The organism is Perlabentimonas gracilis (genome assembly GCF_011174675.1).
GTDB lineage: Bacteria > Bacteroidota > Bacteroidia > Bacteroidales > Tenuifilaceae > Perlabentimonas > Perlabentimonas gracilis.
Genome location: NZ_JAANIG010000056.1, coordinates 1 through 16,332, shown reverse-complemented (window position 1 = coordinate 16,332; position 16,332 = coordinate 1). Strand labels below are relative to the sequence as shown.

At 38.2% G+C, this 16,332-nt stretch carries 13 protein-coding genes; 1 reads left to right on the top strand and 12 read right to left on the bottom strand.

The window, feature by feature from the left end:
- The first annotated feature begins 788 nt into the window (after positions 1 to 788).
- Positions 789 to 1,658 (top strand): Rpn family recombination-promoting nuclease/putative transposase, encoded by an 870-nt coding sequence (locus G8O23_RS16040; protein ID WP_166366702.1) that lies wholly within the window; start codon positions 789 to 791, stop codon positions 1,656 to 1,658.
- Positions 1,659 to 2,403: 745 nt separating this feature from the next.
- Here G8O23_RS16040 and G8O23_RS16035 read toward each other — a convergent pair.
- The 12 genes from G8O23_RS16035 to wecB form a co-directional block, all read right to left on the bottom strand.
- Positions 2,404 to 3,099 carry a polysaccharide deacetylase family protein gene (locus G8O23_RS16035; RefSeq protein ID WP_219932572.1) on the bottom strand — a complete coding sequence of 232 codons (696 nt, stop codon included), beginning with the start codon at positions 3,097 to 3,099 and terminating at the stop codon, positions 2,404 to 2,406.
- 485 nt (positions 3,100 to 3,584) lie between these two features.
- Positions 3,585 to 4,682 carry a glycosyltransferase family 4 protein gene (locus G8O23_RS16030; RefSeq protein WP_166366700.1) on the bottom strand — a complete coding sequence of 366 codons (1,098 nt, stop codon included), beginning with the start codon at positions 4,680 to 4,682 and terminating at the stop codon, positions 3,585 to 3,587.
- On the bottom strand, positions 4,666 to 5,745 hold the full coding sequence (locus G8O23_RS16025) for a glycosyltransferase (protein ID WP_166366698.1): 1,080 nt from the start codon (positions 5,743 to 5,745) through the stop codon (positions 4,666 to 4,668). The genes G8O23_RS16030 and G8O23_RS16025 overlap by 17 nt, the downstream gene beginning before the upstream one ends.
- Positions 5,742 to 6,914, bottom strand: a complete 1,173-nt coding sequence (locus G8O23_RS16020) for a glycosyltransferase (protein WP_166366696.1) — start codon at positions 6,912 to 6,914, stop codon at positions 5,742 to 5,744. Before G8O23_RS16020 ends, G8O23_RS16025 begins: the two co-directional genes overlap by 4 nt.
- Positions 6,911 to 7,444, bottom strand: a complete 534-nt coding sequence (locus G8O23_RS16015; RefSeq protein WP_166366694.1) for an acyltransferase — start codon at positions 7,442 to 7,444, stop codon at positions 6,911 to 6,913. The genes G8O23_RS16020 and G8O23_RS16015 overlap by 4 nt, the downstream gene beginning before the upstream one ends.
- A 64-nt stretch (positions 7,445 to 7,508) precedes the next feature.
- Positions 7,509 to 8,708: a glycosyltransferase family 4 protein gene (locus tag G8O23_RS16010; RefSeq protein ID WP_166366691.1), complete on the bottom strand. Its 1,200-nt coding sequence runs from the start codon at positions 8,706 to 8,708 to the stop codon at positions 7,509 to 7,511.
- An 11-nt stretch (positions 8,709 to 8,719) separates the two neighbouring features.
- Positions 8,720 to 9,640: a hypothetical protein gene (locus G8O23_RS16005; RefSeq protein ID WP_166366689.1), complete on the bottom strand. Its 921-nt coding sequence runs from the start codon at positions 9,638 to 9,640 to the stop codon at positions 8,720 to 8,722.
- Positions 9,641 to 9,949: 309 nt separating this feature from the next.
- Entirely contained in the window at positions 9,950 to 11,305 is a 1,356-nt protein-coding gene (locus tag G8O23_RS16000; RefSeq protein WP_219932570.1) for a lipopolysaccharide biosynthesis protein, read from the bottom strand.
- Between the two features lie 739 nt (positions 11,306 to 12,044).
- Positions 12,045 to 13,211, bottom strand: coding sequence for a polysaccharide biosynthesis C-terminal domain-containing protein (locus tag G8O23_RS15995; RefSeq protein ID WP_166366687.1), 1,167 nt, complete (start codon positions 13,209 to 13,211; stop codon positions 12,045 to 12,047).
- Positions 13,212 to 13,260: 49 nt separating this feature from the next.
- Positions 13,261 to 13,635 carry a GxxExxY protein gene (locus G8O23_RS15990; protein ID WP_166366685.1) on the bottom strand — a complete coding sequence of 125 codons (375 nt, stop codon included), beginning with the start codon at positions 13,633 to 13,635 and terminating at the stop codon, positions 13,261 to 13,263.
- A 55-nt stretch (positions 13,636 to 13,690) separates the two neighbouring features.
- Positions 13,691 to 14,734, bottom strand: a complete 1,044-nt coding sequence (locus G8O23_RS15985; RefSeq protein WP_166366683.1) for a polysaccharide biosynthesis protein — start codon at positions 14,732 to 14,734, stop codon at positions 13,691 to 13,693.
- 41 nt (positions 14,735 to 14,775) lie between these two features.
- Entirely contained in the window at positions 14,776 to 15,954 is a 1,179-nt protein-coding gene (gene wecB, locus G8O23_RS15980; RefSeq protein ID WP_166366681.1) for a non-hydrolyzing UDP-N-acetylglucosamine 2-epimerase, read from the bottom strand.
- Between the last annotated feature and the right edge of the window lie 378 nt (positions 15,955 to 16,332).

Sequence of the window (16,332 nt, the reverse complement as noted above, 5' to 3'; positions counted from 1 at the left end):
TTTCGCCTGAAGAGTCCCATAATTTTAAAGTTTTTTGTCGAACTCAAAAATAGGGGATTCTGAGGGCATTTTTAAATTTCGTACTTTCGGATGCTAGTGTAAATGTCAGTATTATTCAATATGCTATCCTTTGAAATTCTTGATTACATTTAATATTAGCTGCATAGCAGCGATAATCTTTGTAATAATCATGGCAAATAAACACATAGCTGCGATAATATCAACGGGTTAATAATGATTTAGTGATATAGTATAAGATTATTGGTGCGCTGCACCTACTTTCCGTTCTTAAATTATTATTCTACATATATTTACGGTGCTAACGCACCTAATGTATTGTCACAATAACTTCAAGATTGATCACCTAAACTATCAACCGTTATTTAGAATAGAGCCAGAACAAATTATTTACCCCACCTCCCAACATAAACCCTCTTAACCAAATTCTTCACGTTCTGCAACACTAGCTCTTTTACCCATGGCAACGGTGAGTTGCTCCAGCGCTGGTTATGATGATGCGTTTGTGCGATTATCTCGTCTCTCGTCAAAAAAGATGACGAGAGACGAGACACAGTGCGAGGGTGAGGATTAGCTTATCTCATTTGCGTTGGCGTGAAGAGTAATTGGTGGGGTGGGTGTTTTTGGATTTGAAGGGTGAGAGTAGAGGAGGGGTGCGCTTAGAGTAGTAGATATAAATGATAGTTGGGGGCAAGGCGAGAAAAGGAAAATGCATCGCAAATTCAAACTTCTAACCTGAAAATTGATTATCTTTGTGCAAAACTATTGATATGAATAGCAGGAATTTAATACGTTTTGACTGGGCAATAAAGCGATTACTTAGGAACAAGGCCAACTACACTGTTCTCGAGGGTTTTCTATCAGAACTGCTTAAAGAAAAGATTAGCATTGAGAATATTCTTGAAAGCGAGGGTAATCAGAAATTTGAGAACGACAAATATAATCGTGTTGATATTCTTGTGAAAAACTCAAAAGGCGAACTTGTGATAGTTGAGATTCAAAATCAGAATGAATATGACTATTTCCATAGAATGGCTTATGGAACATCAAAGGTGATTACAGAATACATTTCAGTGGGAGAGCCTTACAAGAATGTTAAAAAAGTCTATTCTGTCAACATAGTCTATTTTGACCTTGGGCAGGGAGACGATTACATCTACTACGGAAGAACTGATTTTGTGGGAGTTCATAAAAAGGACAAATTAAAACTATCCGAAAAACAAGTTGAACTACTTGGTAAGAATGAACCGTTTGAAATCTTTCCTGAATATTACGTTATAAAAGTAAATCAATTCGATGATAATGCAATCTCCACTCTCGATGAATGGATATTTTACTTGAAAAACAACGAGATAAGAGATGAATTTACCGCACAGGGAATTGATATAGCGAAAGAGTTGTTAAGAGTAGATAAGCTATCAGAAGAGGATTTAGCAAATTACAAAAAGTATCAAGAGGATTTGAGATACAGCGCAAGTATGGTTTGGACTATGAAAGTGGACGAGGAAGACCGGATTAGAAAAGAAGAAGCGCACAATAAATCCATTAACATAGCAAAAGAATTAAAAAACAGCAATATCTCAATAGATATTATTGTGAAATCTACTGGATTATCAAAGGAGGAAATTGATTCTCTATAATAAGCCCAGCCCCCAACAAGGGGTGTAGTCTCGTCTCGTCTCGTCAAAGTTTTGACGAGACGAGACAAGATGGGTTGACATTGGAACTTCGGAGCGGTTTCGCCCGCTCGGGCTCTGCCTACCGAAACGCCTGACTGGCAAAAGATAGGGCAGTACAGACAGGGTTTTCGTCGGGGGACTAAAACTTAGGCTACGCACTCCCCCACTAGCCACAACCTTCAACCGTTAGCTCTATCTCATAGTAGAACTATTGAGGAGAATTGGGAGCGTTATGTTTGTATATCAAAAGATCTTGCATAAGCAGGGGAATATAATAACTTTGCATAACAGATTCGCCGCTAAAGCCCTCAAAATTAGGCTTCGCCTTATCGGTTAGCTGTAACTAAAATCCTCTTTACCAATTCTTCACGTTCTGCACCACTAGCTTTTAATTCCACGGTGTAACACTCCCGCCAAAGAGCGGCGGGACAGGTTGTGGTAGATATTTTTTGGGGGCCCTGATTACCACAGTGTCATACACTGAGTAACACAGTGGTTGGTTCTTTAGCATATCTAAATGTGATCGGCTATCTAAATCCAATTAAAACCCTCTTAACCAAATTTTTTACGTTCAGCAATACCAACTTTTAATTCCACTGTGTAACACCCTGCATGCTCTGCCTATGTCGGCAGGCAGCAGGCAGGTGTGTCCACACTGAGTTCCACTGTGGCTCATTGTTGAGTAATCAAGTCTAAATATGAATTGCTATCTAAAACCAATTATAACCCGCTTAACCAAATTCTTCACGTTCTGCAATACCAACTCCTTTAGCCATGGTACAGCCGAACTACTCCAACTCTGGGGGTGAACGGTAATCATTATTTGGGGTGGTAGCTTTCCGCTGTGGGCGGCTTTAATAATATTGCTTGTGGTTTTAAAAACCAGACCCTCTTTAATCCAACGCTCCTGCTGAGGAACCCTATCCCGCACGCTAGTGCGCCAGCCATCCCACCGGCGGCCGGTATCGGTTAGGTAGAAAAAATGGTCGAAATCCATATCGAAGTAGGGCTCGCCAATAATGCCTAAATCTCTGTAGCTATAGTGTTTCCATATATCCTTACTATCGTACCTGCTTGTGGGGCTACCATGCATACAAATAGTTGTAACATTGGTAAGCTGGCGTAACCTATATAGGTTTACCGTAAAGTCCGTGTAGGCCTCCTCTATGTTGCCGTTGCAGATGGTTAGGTTCTCGTAGTGGTAACCCACCTCGTGGCCCAGCGCAGCAATCTCCCTAATTATTTGCTCGTCCCAGCTCTGGGGTACTGCGCGGAAGTAGTAGCTTCCCTTTATGCCTAACTCGTGCTCCAGCTTGGCTGTAGCCAAGGAGTTTTGTGGCAGCAGGTCTACATCGTGGCGGAGGATTATTTGCTTAGTAGTGAAGGCTTGACTTGAAGTCAAACCTTCACTTGCTCCGAGTTCCATATACTCCCCAAAAGTAATAAAAGAAAAACCCTGTGCTTGCAGGGCTTGGAGGATATTATCAAATCTGTTAAATGTAACAATTTCTGTAACATCATTTGACAAGACAATCTAACTTAGGAGGAGAGGGGAAAAACTACAAGCGTAGATGAATCATATTACTTAAAGGGAAGTTTTGTGCAAAGCAGGGTAGGGAGGATTATTTCTCCTCCATGCCTTTAAATCTTTAGAAACGGCTTTTTAGGTTTGGCCTGCATAGGTTGCACATCCCATCGCAATGGTAAAGGGAGAGTATTGCTTATCACATTTGCGTTGGAGTGAAGAGTAATTGGTGGGGTGGGAGTTTATGGATTTGAGGAGTTGCATTGGAAAGAGGGGGGTTAGCGTAGTATTATTTGAAATTATACTGGTAATCGGGATTTTCACGCATTACCTTTTCGCTGGCGGGGTAGTTTGAAACAATTTTACTCAATTAAACGATTATAAATTTCAGCGTATTTTAAGCTGATTTTTTCCCAGTTGTATTCGAGAATTAGTTTTTTGTATGCATTCTCGGCTTTCATATTCATTTGATCTAAATTATTTAGAGCAAATGTAATCTTTGAGGCAAGGTCGTTGTAGTCGTCAACCTTAAAAAAAAGCACTTCATCATCAGAAAAAATATCCTTATTCTCAATAATGTCGCTACAGATAATTGGTGTTTGAACTGACGCCCCTTCAAGTAACATCATTGACATAGCCTCTAAAGAAGAAGGATAAACAAACAAACTAGCATTTTGTATATAGTTTAGGAGCAAATCTTTTTCTTTTATTAATCCAAGATACTCTGTTTGTATTCCTTTGCTAAGTTCTAATAGTTCCTTTTTGTATTCGATACTCTGGTCAGTATCGCCTGCAATTAGTAGTTTCCCATTATAATTTATTTGATGTAGAGCTTTTAACAGTATATGTAAAGCCTTTGTACGAATTATACGACCTGCCCCAAAAAAAATGTAATTTGAAGTGTCTTTTGATTTTGAGGTTTGCTCAGTAAACGCCTGTGAAATACCATTGGGAATGTAGGTAACATCCAAATTAATTTCTTTTTTAAACTTACGAACCTCGTTCTTTGAAACACATGTAACCCTATTGGCAAAGCGAATAAAGTAACGCTCATTTAGCTGAAAAAACCACTCGTACTTTTTCCATTTATCGGTTACCACAAAGCTATTGTGGGTGGTTACAATAACCCGAAAACGAATTCTTAATAGAGGTATAATAAATGCAGCATCGCGGTGATGCAGGTGAACCAAATTGTATTTACCAAAAATCAATGTATGGAGAGTAGAAACAATGTAATAGTAGAGTGTATTTAACTTCTTAAAAGGAATTTTATTAAATACAACCTGTTTGAAACCACTATATACCGCCGTTTTTAAATGAGTATGAGAGGAAGTTGAGTAAACAGTAAAACTGTAATTGCCCTTAAGCTCATTAATTAATGCCTCACCAACAGCTGCAGCACCACCATAAGCGGGGAGGCCTTTTAAACCAATTACTGCTACTTTAGGCTTTAAACTCATTACTTAAGCGATTTATTAATTCAATATACTTATTGGAAAATGCATCGATAGAATAGTACTCTTTAATATGTTTATAGCCTAATTCTCCCATACTTAACCTAAGTTTATTGTCAGTAATTATTATTAACAACCTATCAGCAATTAATTCACCATTCCCTATTGGGGTAAGGAAACCAGACTGCCCATCAAGTACGAGCTGATTATTATCACCAACATCCGTAGCAATAACAGGAAGCCCAAACGACATAGCCTCCATAATGGAATTTGATAAACCCTCGAAGAGCGAGGTAGAAAGGTATATATCTGCCTGTTTGTAGTATGTATCAACCTCGGGAGGATTAACAACAAATTCAACATGCTGGCTAAGCCCTGATTCTTTTACAAACTGACGGAGTTCATACTCCAAATGCCCTTGTCCCACTACAATATACTTAATATTACAAACGTGGGCTATTCTCTTAATTGCAACAAAAGCTGTTTTGTAGTCTTTTGCCTCAACAAACCGACCAACCGAAAGAATAGTAATCTGCTTTTGGGGATCTGTTCTATTTACCTTTTCCTGAATATCGATACAATTATGAATAACAATACCCTTTTGGGGGTTAAACCCTTTGCTTGTTAGCACATTATAGCCCTTGTAATTGTTGAAAATTGAGTAGGATAATAAATGATTATGTAAAAATCGTTGAACCAGCAACTTGCCCCTTGTATACTTAGAACTCCTTAATCCACCAATACGTAATTGTACGCTTGCTAGCCATCCAATAATTCCATTTATTGTATTTGTAGTGGCTAAATACGAAATGCAAACATCCCCCTTATCCTCCTTAAATAGTTTATATATCCTCCATAGTTTTATGATGTGATTCCCGTCTAATAATAATAAACTATTTTTATAATTATCATCGAGTAGACTAAGCATCCGCCTATCAACCTGCTTACCATAGTAAACAACTAATATAACCTTAAAAATCTTACTCAAAGCATTGAAAAGATAAATGCTTTGCTTTTCTGCTCCGCCAGTTTTAAGCGTATTTATAAGAATAAAAATTCTCTCTTTCATTCATTAAATAGAAAATCATATAATTTACTAGTGTAATTGGAAAAATGGAAATGACTCATAGCTACTTCGTTAGCATTTTTCGTAATTGTTGGTGCAAGTGAATTGTAATTATCAATTAAGTAACTAATCTTATCTGCAAAGTCAAATTCACTATTATAATCAGCAACAATTCCACTAACAGATGCCTCTATGTACTTTAGGTTATCACTTACATCCGTTAATAATACAGGAACACAAGCCTGAATATAATCACTTAATTTCGTTGAAAACCCTAACTGATTTTGTTTGGTGGGCTTTCTCGGTAAAACCAATAAGTTATTTTCTTGCAATTTATCTTGAAGTTTATCATAAGGGACTTCACCGCATAACACAACTACACTATTTAAATTTAACATCTTAATCAAATGATATAATTTGGACTTCTCTAAATCTGAAACTTTACCGAAAAGATTAAACTTTATTTTATAGCCTCTATCTGACAATATTCTTATTGATAAAAGAAAAACTTTTAAATTCTCTTTCTCAACATCTATGGTTCCAGCCAAAGCTATATTAAACGCTTCATTTTGCGAGTAAAAATATTTAAGAACAACTTCCGAACTACTATCTGTAAGTATGGGAATTCTAATGTTTTTTTTATTATAATTACTGTAATATTTTTCAATAGATTCGGAAATACATATTATTCCATTGTAAAAATATAGAAAAATTTCAGAAAGGCTATAAGAGATATACTTTAAAATGCCATAAGGCCCTTTGCTTCTAATTGTATATTTCCGTACCTCATTGGCTTCAAAGAACACTCTGTAACCTTTTATTATCTTTAGGTATAGAACCACAAGCACATCAAACAAATTATATGTTGAGGGATAAACTAAAAACAAAACATTCTTTTCGTAGTTAACATTCTTTGTTAAGGTTTTTAAAAAATTAATTATTTTATATTTCTGATCTTTAAAGTTAGTATTGGAAGAACGTGGGGAATAGAATGTTAAAGTGCCGGGGAATAATTCAAGTAAAGTTGCATCTTGATTAAACTCGAGAAGGCTCGCAAAAATAACCCTTACTCCTTTACTAATAAAAATTCTTGCATACTTTTGCATTCTATTGACACCTGCGGAATTGTTGTTTACAAACCGCATTGTACTTATTATAACAATTGTTTTCATTTTCTCAGAATCCAATCTTTTTTTACAAATGAATTGTCATCAAATGTTAATAACAATTGCCTTTTCTTAAAATAGGACAGTCCTTTGGTTTTGCAGTTATACTTTTTTATTTTTTCTAAAAATTCTTTTGTCTCACCAACATATTTTGCGGGGTTACCAGCTACGACAGTCCCCTGTATTACGCTTTTTGTTAAAATGGTTCCAGCCCCTACTATACAGTTATCTTCAACAGTAACTCCTGGCATAATTTTTACATCTTCACCAATGTAGCAATTGTTTCCAATAACTATTTTGCCAAAGTAGTCAAGTTCAGGATAAACCTTTCTGAAAGGCCAAATACCCCCATGGGTATAAAATGACACACCCCTAGATATTCTGACATTACTTCCAATTTTTATAAGGTAGGGTTCTGAACTAAACTTTTTAGTTGAAATGTAACAACCCACACCAACTTGAACACCTATTGACTTAGCGTACTTGCTTGGGCTAAGGAAAAGGTATTTGATTAAATCTAAAATTCTTCTTAGCATTTTTTTTGAGTTTAATTTTCAGGTTCAAATTAGATTAAATTAGAAACATTCAGCGCCTATATAATTATGTTAGACTATCTAAAAAATCTTTCATCTCGAGAGCTTTCTTTGTATTTGAATAATTATTAAAAATATATTCTTTCCCTCTCTCGCCAATAGTCAAAGCTTGTATGTAGTTTTCTAAAACAAAAACCAACTTATTTGCATAAGCCATAGGGTTATTGGGTTCTACGAAAAATAAATGTTCACCATCCTTAACATACCGTGAATTTTCTCCAACATCTGTAATAATAGAAGGGGTTCCTGATGCTAAATACTCGCCTAATTTTGTTGGGAATCCACCTGATGCCCTTACCGTATTTGGTTGTGAAGAAACCAGAATCTTGGCATTACTGAGCACAGAAGGAACCTGATCGAACGTAATCTTACCCATAAAAAGCACACGGTTGGTTAAGCCGAGTTTATTAACAATGTTCATTAAATAATCTTTACTTTTTAGGTTTGGACTTCCGTATAATCGTAAGGTTAGCTCGGGATACTTTGGTGATACTATTGAAAACGCCTTTATTATGTTATCCACATCATCTTTTGCAAGTTCCATATTTCCCATATAACATAGGTATGAATCATTTAATTGACAATCCCTTTTTTCTGATTTAAATCTTGATATATCAGTTATGCTAGAAAGGATTAGTGTGGGTTTTGGACTTAAATTACAATAGTATTCTTTCAACTTTTCAGAAATTGACACGTAGCCATTGATTTGCTTTAGCACTAAACGATATAAAAACTCTTTCAATTTGGGAATTCTATCTTTAAGCTTATGTCTAATGGGTATTGGATATTCATCAAAAATAAAAACAGATTTCGCTTTACATATTTTTCCTATTATTGAAAATACAAAAAGTGTAGATATTTCATCGGTACTTATAACAATATGGTCAATGTTTTTATTTTTATAGTTTTTCAAAAAGTATATACTAGCAAAGAAAAGTCCAACTAGTTTTCTTAACCCTGTGAAATGTAAAAATGCTCTAAAAACCTTAAGTTTATTTTTATACCTATATGATGTGTAGATGTAATTAATTCCTTGGTAATTTCCTGATTTTGGTAAGTATGTTGATGTATGCTTGTCTGTTGGGAATGGTAGAATAACGGTAACATCAGCTCCATTACTAATTAGTCCTTTTGAATAAGCGATAATTCTATTTGTGGGGGCTAGCCCTAAGGGGAAACTATAAATTGATATAATGAAAATCTTCATTTTACAGTATACTATTTATTCTGAGAATAAGAATATCTCTTATTTGAATAATTTAAAAACAATAATGATAAGAAAAAATATGAATTTAAAACCAGTTGAGAAAACGCCATCATATATAATGCTGCAAGGAAAACAAAGGTTTTAAAAATCCGAGAGCGAACACCAGAGTAGTACAGATATCTTTTAATAGATAAAAACCATAAATAACCCAAGAGTAAGAAATATAATAATCCATAGCTTCTGATCAAATTGGTTATACCATTAGGTCTATGTGTCTCGAGTGTCCAAGCATCATCTCCAAAAAGGATTTTCTCATCTCTACTCCATCCCATTAAAGGTCTTTTCTTTATATCTTCCCAATCCAATAAAAAAGAGCCAAATCGATTTTGTGATTCAAAAGCCTGTTCTGCTTGATCAGAAATCTTATCACCAAGATACTCCAGGCTTAAATAGGATGAAATTCCAATTAAAAGAAAGGAAATAATGTAGAGGTATTTGAGTTTAGTCCTTACACTAAACAAGAACATTAGGATTATAAAAAACAAACCGATGTAACCAGCGGTTGAAAAAGTAGACAGTACTGTTCCTATTAAAACTAAATTTATCACATTAAATAATGAAGAAACAGTTGGTTTGTTTAATGAAAATAGTGAAAAATACAACGCAATATTTACAAATATTGAATACAAACCTGCTTCCCATGCAAACCCAGGATTCTTCAAATAGTTTAGTGTCCCATCTAAATATGAACTTTCAATTGTGTAAATGATTATTGTGTTATTCGTTGTATTATTGGGGAAAAATAACTCCCCAATAAGATTTAGAGAATGACCAAATGATGGGAAGAGATATATTATACAATAAAAGAGTAATCCAACAATTGAGTAGTAATAAATGGTTTTTACGTATACACCAACAAACCTTGTGTTCAAAGCACTAGCACAGAGGAAGGCAAAAACATAATATGCAGACACTCTAATAAGTGCTGTTGACTTCAAGCCTGTCGCGATAATATGGTAGATGTCAAAGGAAATAAGCAAAAACACGAGAACAAGTCCAATATTATTCTGCTTAATTACATTGTAAATACTATTGTGATAAAAAATAATGCAAAAAAGAATCCCAGCAATAATTAACTCCTCTGTATAGTTCCTTAAGTATGGGTTAGCATATATGATTAAAAGGAAAAACATTAAGAAAACATCAAGATAATTTATTCTATTGATTATCATCTTGTTTTCTTAACGATTAAAATTTTTAATAATACCATAATATTTTATTGGATAAACTGCTGCTGTTGCAATTGTGACAATAATATTAGCTATAAGAATTCCTTCTATACCAATCTTCCTTCCTAATATTATACATAAAGGTACATTAATAAAGGCTGCTAGGGATTCTAGGTAAAGTTGTATTTTTATTTTACCTATTCCATTAAGAAATGTATTGAATATTCTTTTCCAAGCATCGATAAAAATCCATACACCTACCAGACCTGTTATGGTATAAGGTATTATGATATCATTTCCTAACCAAATACTATAAATCGTCTTAGATACGAAGAAAAAGATTAATCCAAGTAGTAATAATAAAAACCAAATGACAATAAGCTTGTTGATAATTTTTTTTATCCAATTTACATCTTTTTTTACCCAAGCTTCTGTTACAGCACTCCAAAATGGTGTAATAATAATTGAAAAAATCATAAGATTTACTCCCATATACTTATGCGCTATGCTATATGGAGCAACCTCTGAAGGTCCAAATAGTTGTGATATTATTATATTGTTAGTTTGATATAATACAATAACGGAGATCTGAATGATAAAAAACTTTATTCCTAGATTAAGGAGATCTTTAGCCCGTTTAAATTCAATAAACCTAATGTTTGGTCTATATAAACTGTATCTGCCTCTGAAAAACCATAAACTTGATGATAGTAAAACAACTACTGGCATTATGCTGTAGACAGTTCCTAAATATACAATTGACCCTTCCGTAGTTTTTGTGAGAATAAAAATTACAATCAATGAAAGTGCTTTTCCAAACAAATCGAAAGTTGAGGCAAGCGCTGGTCTTTGGTCTGCTGTAAGTATTGTTGTTATTAGTTTTAATACAAAGCTGATGCAAAAAAAGGTAAAAACAATTAGGGCAAGTAGAGATAAATGATTTCCTAAAACAACATCTTCTTGTACGTTCAGAATAGTATTCCAGTTAAGATAAGGGTTAACTATAAAGAATAAGATTAAAATTCCCGAAATAATTATTGTTAGTATCGCGTAGGTTGTACTAACATATGTTCGGGCAAGTTCGTGCTGCCCTTTGGCTAGAGCCTCTGCAAATCGGTTACGGAGTCCATGGCCTAAGCCAATATCAAAAAAACCAAACCAACCAATTATTGAGCTAAGGGTTATCCATATTCCATATTTTGTTGGCTCAAGGTAGTTTATGGTTAGTGGAACTAACGCAAGGCCAATGGCAATATTAAGCCCCTTTATTACAAAGGATGCTAATATATTTTTTTTTGCACGAAGGGTGCGTTCATGTCCTTTGGTTAAGAATCCAAGTGCAAAGTTTTTAATTGAGTTAATTATCAATTTTATTTTGTATTATAAGTTAAAGTTGTTTAATAAACCCATCGGCGCCGGAAATAAGTGTGTTGTTCATGGGGTAAAGATAGGGAGTTTTAGCGTTTGGCGCTCGGTTTTAGAACACTGATAACGCTGATTTAACACCCGCCTGAAAGACCCCCGCCTGAAAGGTACCCGCCTGAAAGAACCAGTCGGGCAGGCAGTCGGGCAGGGATTTTCGCTTTGTTTCTTTTTGGGACACTGTGTTACACGGTGGTATTTCTTGGTCACAGAGTTACACTGTGTATTACACAGAGTTGCACGGTGGTATATTTTCTTGGTCACAGAGTTGCACTGTGTATTACACAGAGTTGCACGGTGGTATATTTTCTTGGTCACAGAGTTACAGTGTGTAGCACACAGAGTTGCACGGTGTTTTTTTTGGTTCACTGTGTTGCACGGTGTGTACACTGTGTTACACGGTGGTATTTCTTGGTCACAGAGTTACACTGTGTATTACACAGAGTTGCACGGTGGTATATTTTCTTGGTCACAGAGTTACAGTGTGTAGCACACAGAGTTGCACGGTGGTATATTTTCTTGTTCACAGTGTTACACGGTGTTTTTTGTTTCACAGTGTTACTCTGTGGAGGTTTTTTTTGGTTCACTATGGGACACTGTGTTTCCACTGAGTCACACGGTGTCATTTCTTTTTGTTTCACTGAGTTCCACGGTGTTTTCACTGTGTTACACTGTGGCACAGTCTTTAAACGGTTTCGAAATAGGTATCGGGATCATCAGCATCAAAGTGCTCGCTAATCCAGAATATGGTGTACACATCCTCGTTACCCACATTGGTGATGTTATGGGTGTACCAGATGGGCATATCCACATATGATGGCTGGTTGCCATCCAGCTCAAACGATAAAACCTCGTTGGTTCCAATTCTGCGCAGCTCAATCCTAGCCTTGCCCTTTATCACCGCAAACCGCTCGGCCTTGCGGGTGTGGAAATGGTTGCCGCGCGTAATGCCGGGCTTGGTGGTGGAGAACGATACCTGCCCCCCGCTGTTGAGCTTCACTGTTTCTACAAACGAGCCGCGGTCGTCGGTTTTTAGGTCGAGATGGAACGGGAAAAAGGTTTTATGGTCGATGTAGCACACAAAGGTGTTGAACAGGTTGCGCTCGAAGGGATTGTTGAGGTTGGGGATAATGCCCTTGGCGAAGTAGTTCTCCTTGTATGATTTTAGAAGTTGGAGTAGTTTAGATACTTTTATTGTAGCTGTATGCTCAATAAGTTTAGTTTCACAGTGTTTCACAGTGTTTGACACGGTGTTACTCTGTGTATTACTCTGTGGTACTCTGTGCCCAAGCAATTTATTAATAAAAACATCTACTAACTCGCCTACGTATATCAATTTTAACTCCCCATCCACTTCTATCTTGGGTGTTTCGTTGTGGGTTAGCTGATGGCAGAAGGTGGCCACCACCGAGTTGTAGTATGGGTGCCCAAAGGGCCCAAACACGTTGGGGATTACCAGCCCTGTAAACGGTGCGCCATTCCTTTGCGCCCACGCCTCAAACAGCTCCCTGCCCTCCTTTTTCGATTTGCCGTATAGATTATCGCGCTCCTCCTGGGTTGAGGATGAGAAGAGGATGTGGGGTGTAGAGTTGGTCTCCTCGCAGGCTGTGATAAGCTGCTTCACCAGCCCGATGTTGGTTTTGTATATTACCTCGGGGTCGTTGTGACGGTTCATGGCGGCTAAGTGCACAATGGCATCGCACTGGGTAACGAACTCTTTGAGTTTCTCCTCGTTTTGGAAATAGGAATCCTCAAAGGGGATTCGTTGGAACTTGTTGGGGTGTAGTGCTAGGGTGTTGTATAGGTGTGTTCCTACAAACCCTGCTTGACCAGTTATGCCTACTTTAATCATTTAGTTTCACGGTGTTACACAGTGTATGGCACAGAGTTACACTGTGGTATTATAAGATTAATCTTTTAATTCCGTCTTTTAGGCTTTTGGTGTAGAAGTTGAGGAGTAATCCAACCTTACAACCAGTTAGTTTGAGATATGTTAAAACCTGTGCGGTGTGAACATCCTTAAAGTTTTCAACGGTTTTTAGTTCCACAACAACCTTGTCTTCAACGAGGATATCGATACGATAACCGCAGTCCATTTTAATCTCCTCATATACCAAGGGTAACGGTTTTTCTTCCTCCACTTTGAACCCCTTTTCTCGAAGTTCGTAAACCAAGCAGGTACGGTAGGATGATTCTAGCAAACCGGGGCCAAGTGCAGAGTGCACCTTATAGGCAGAGTCTAGTATCTCGTGGGTTATTTGGTTTATTTCTCTCATAATATGTTTCACAGTGTTTCTCTGTGTAAAACACAGTGTTACTCTGTGGAATACTTTAGTCTGGGTACTGAATGGCCTCCGTGTCGCCCAGTACATCCCGTCTAATTAGCGGCAGCTTGAGCAGCAGTTTCTTCATCCCCTCCACATCCAGCTGTTGGGTGTTGTGCGAGTGGTAGTCCTCAATGGTCGATACCTCCTGCTGCCCTTGCACAAAGTACTTATCGTAGTTTAGGTCGCGGGCATCGCAGGGTATGCGGTAGTAGTTCCCCATGTCTATGCTGTTGGCCATTTCCTCGCGGGTAACCAGCGTTTCGTAAAGCTTCTCGCCGTGGCGCGTACCAATAACCCTTATCTTTTCTTCAGATTTGTATAGTTCCGTAAGCGACTTGGCCAGCGTAACAAGCGAGGCAGCCGGAGCTTTCTGCACAAACAGGTCGCCATTCTTCCCGTTCTCAAAGGCGAATAGCACCAGATCCACCGCATCCTCCAGGGTCATCATGTAGCGGGTCATGTTGGGGTCGGTGATGGTGATCTCCTTGCCTGATTTGATTTGATCAATCCATAGTGGTATAACCGAGCCCCTGCTGGCCATTACGTTGCCGTACCTTGTACAGCAGATGGTGGTTGGCGCATCTGCTCCAAGTGCCCGTCCCTTGGCAATGGCTACCTTTTCCATCATGGCCTTGCTAATGCCCATTGCGTTTATTGGGTATGCAGCTTTATCGGTGCTCAGAACAACAACATTCTTTACTCCGTGCTGAATTGCAGAGTCAATTACATTTTCCGTTCCGAAAACATTAGTACGAACCGCCTGAATTGGGAAGAACTCACAAGATGGTACCTGCTTCAAAGCGGCAGCATGAAACACGTAATCAACGCCCATCATGGCGCCATCCACGCTGCGCTTATCGCGCACATCGCCAATGTAGAACTTCACCTTGGGGTTGTTGAGGCGGTGACGCATATCGTCCTGCTTCTTCTCGTCGCGGGAGAAGATTCGGATTTCGGAGAAACGGTCGTCGTTTAAAAATCTATTTAGAACAGCATTGCCGAAAGAGCCTGTGCCGCCGGTGATAAGTAATGTGTTGTTCTTTGGCATAGTTGAAAAGGATAAAGATTTGTTCTACTTTAGAGTAAGGGTTATTCCCCCCAAACAACTCGTTTTACATAATCGGTATAACTCAGAATAATCCGCATCACCTTATCAGATACATTGGGCATTGAGTAGTCCGATACCAGTTGGTAATTTCTCTCGTCACCCACTTTCTGCTGTTGGAGTTGGGTCAGTCCCTGCAAAATTCGCTGGGGGCTAAGACCCACCATCATTACCGATGCTTCCTCCATGGCCTCGGGGCGTTCGTGAGCCTCTCGGATATTCAGCGCTCTAAAGTTTAGGATGGATGACTCTTCGGATATTGTGCCGCTATCGGATAGCACGGCGTAGGCGTTCATCTGTAGGGCGTTATAGTCGGAGAACCCGAGAGGTTTCATAAATTGTATTAGTGGATTTGTGAATAATGTTTCACTGTGTCCCACTGTGTCAGACACTGAGTTACTCCGTGACCTAAATTCCTCCAATTTCTTTCGGGTGCGGGGGTGGGTACTTACAATAATAGGATATCCGTATTGCTCCGCAATTAGGTTTAGGGAGTCAATTAGGCCCTTAAAATTTTTCTCGCTGTTGATATTTTCCTCGCGATGCGCCGATACAACAAAGAATTCACCCTTTGTAAGATTTAGCCTTTTCAGCACATCAGAATTTTCAATTTTGGGTAGGTAATGGTTTAGCACCTCAAACATAGGAGAGCCCGTTTTGATGATCCTGTCGGCGGATATGCCTTCCCTTAGCAAGTACTCGCGTGCAATATCGCTATATGTTAGGTTGATGTCGGAGATATGGTCAACTATTTTACGGTTGGTTTCCTCAGGAACGCGCTGATCGAAACATCGGTTGCCCGCCTCCATATGAAAAATGGGAATATGCCGTTTTTTTGCAGGAATGGCGCAAAGACAGCTGTTGGTGTCGCCCAGCACTAAAAATGCATCGGGTTTTATTTGGTCGAGCAGCGGATCGATTTTAATAAGTATTTGGCCAATGGTTTCGGTAGCGGTTGCACCTGCCGCTTCAAGAAAATGGTCGGGCTTGCGGATGCCCATATCCTCGTAGAATATTTGGTTAAGCTCATAGTCGTAGTTCTGTCCCGTGTGAATTGAGATATGCTCTATGGCTTCAGATTCATCGAGTTTTGCAAGAACTCTTGAGAGCCTAATTATCTCGGGTCGGGTACCAACAACGGTAACAACTTTAAGTTTTCTCATATTATAGAAGTGATGGAATGTGCAATTATGTTTGATTATGTATTGACATTTCTTTGCGTTCTGTGTTTAAGAGAAGGAACACTGATGAAAATGGAACGTAGATACTTCGACATAGCACTTCGGCAGGCTCAGTGTGCCACTCAGCACACGTGACGATGATTTGATTTCTGCCTGAAAGGCACCCGCCTGAAAGAACCAGTCGGGCAGGCAGTCGGGCAGGGATTTACGCTTTGTTTCTTTTTGGGTCACTGAGTTACACGGTGTATTACACAGAGTCATACGGTGGTATATTTTCTTGGTCACAGAGTTACAGTGTGTAGCACACAGAGTTGCACGGTGTTTTTTTTGGTTCACTGTGTTGCACGGTGTGTACACTGT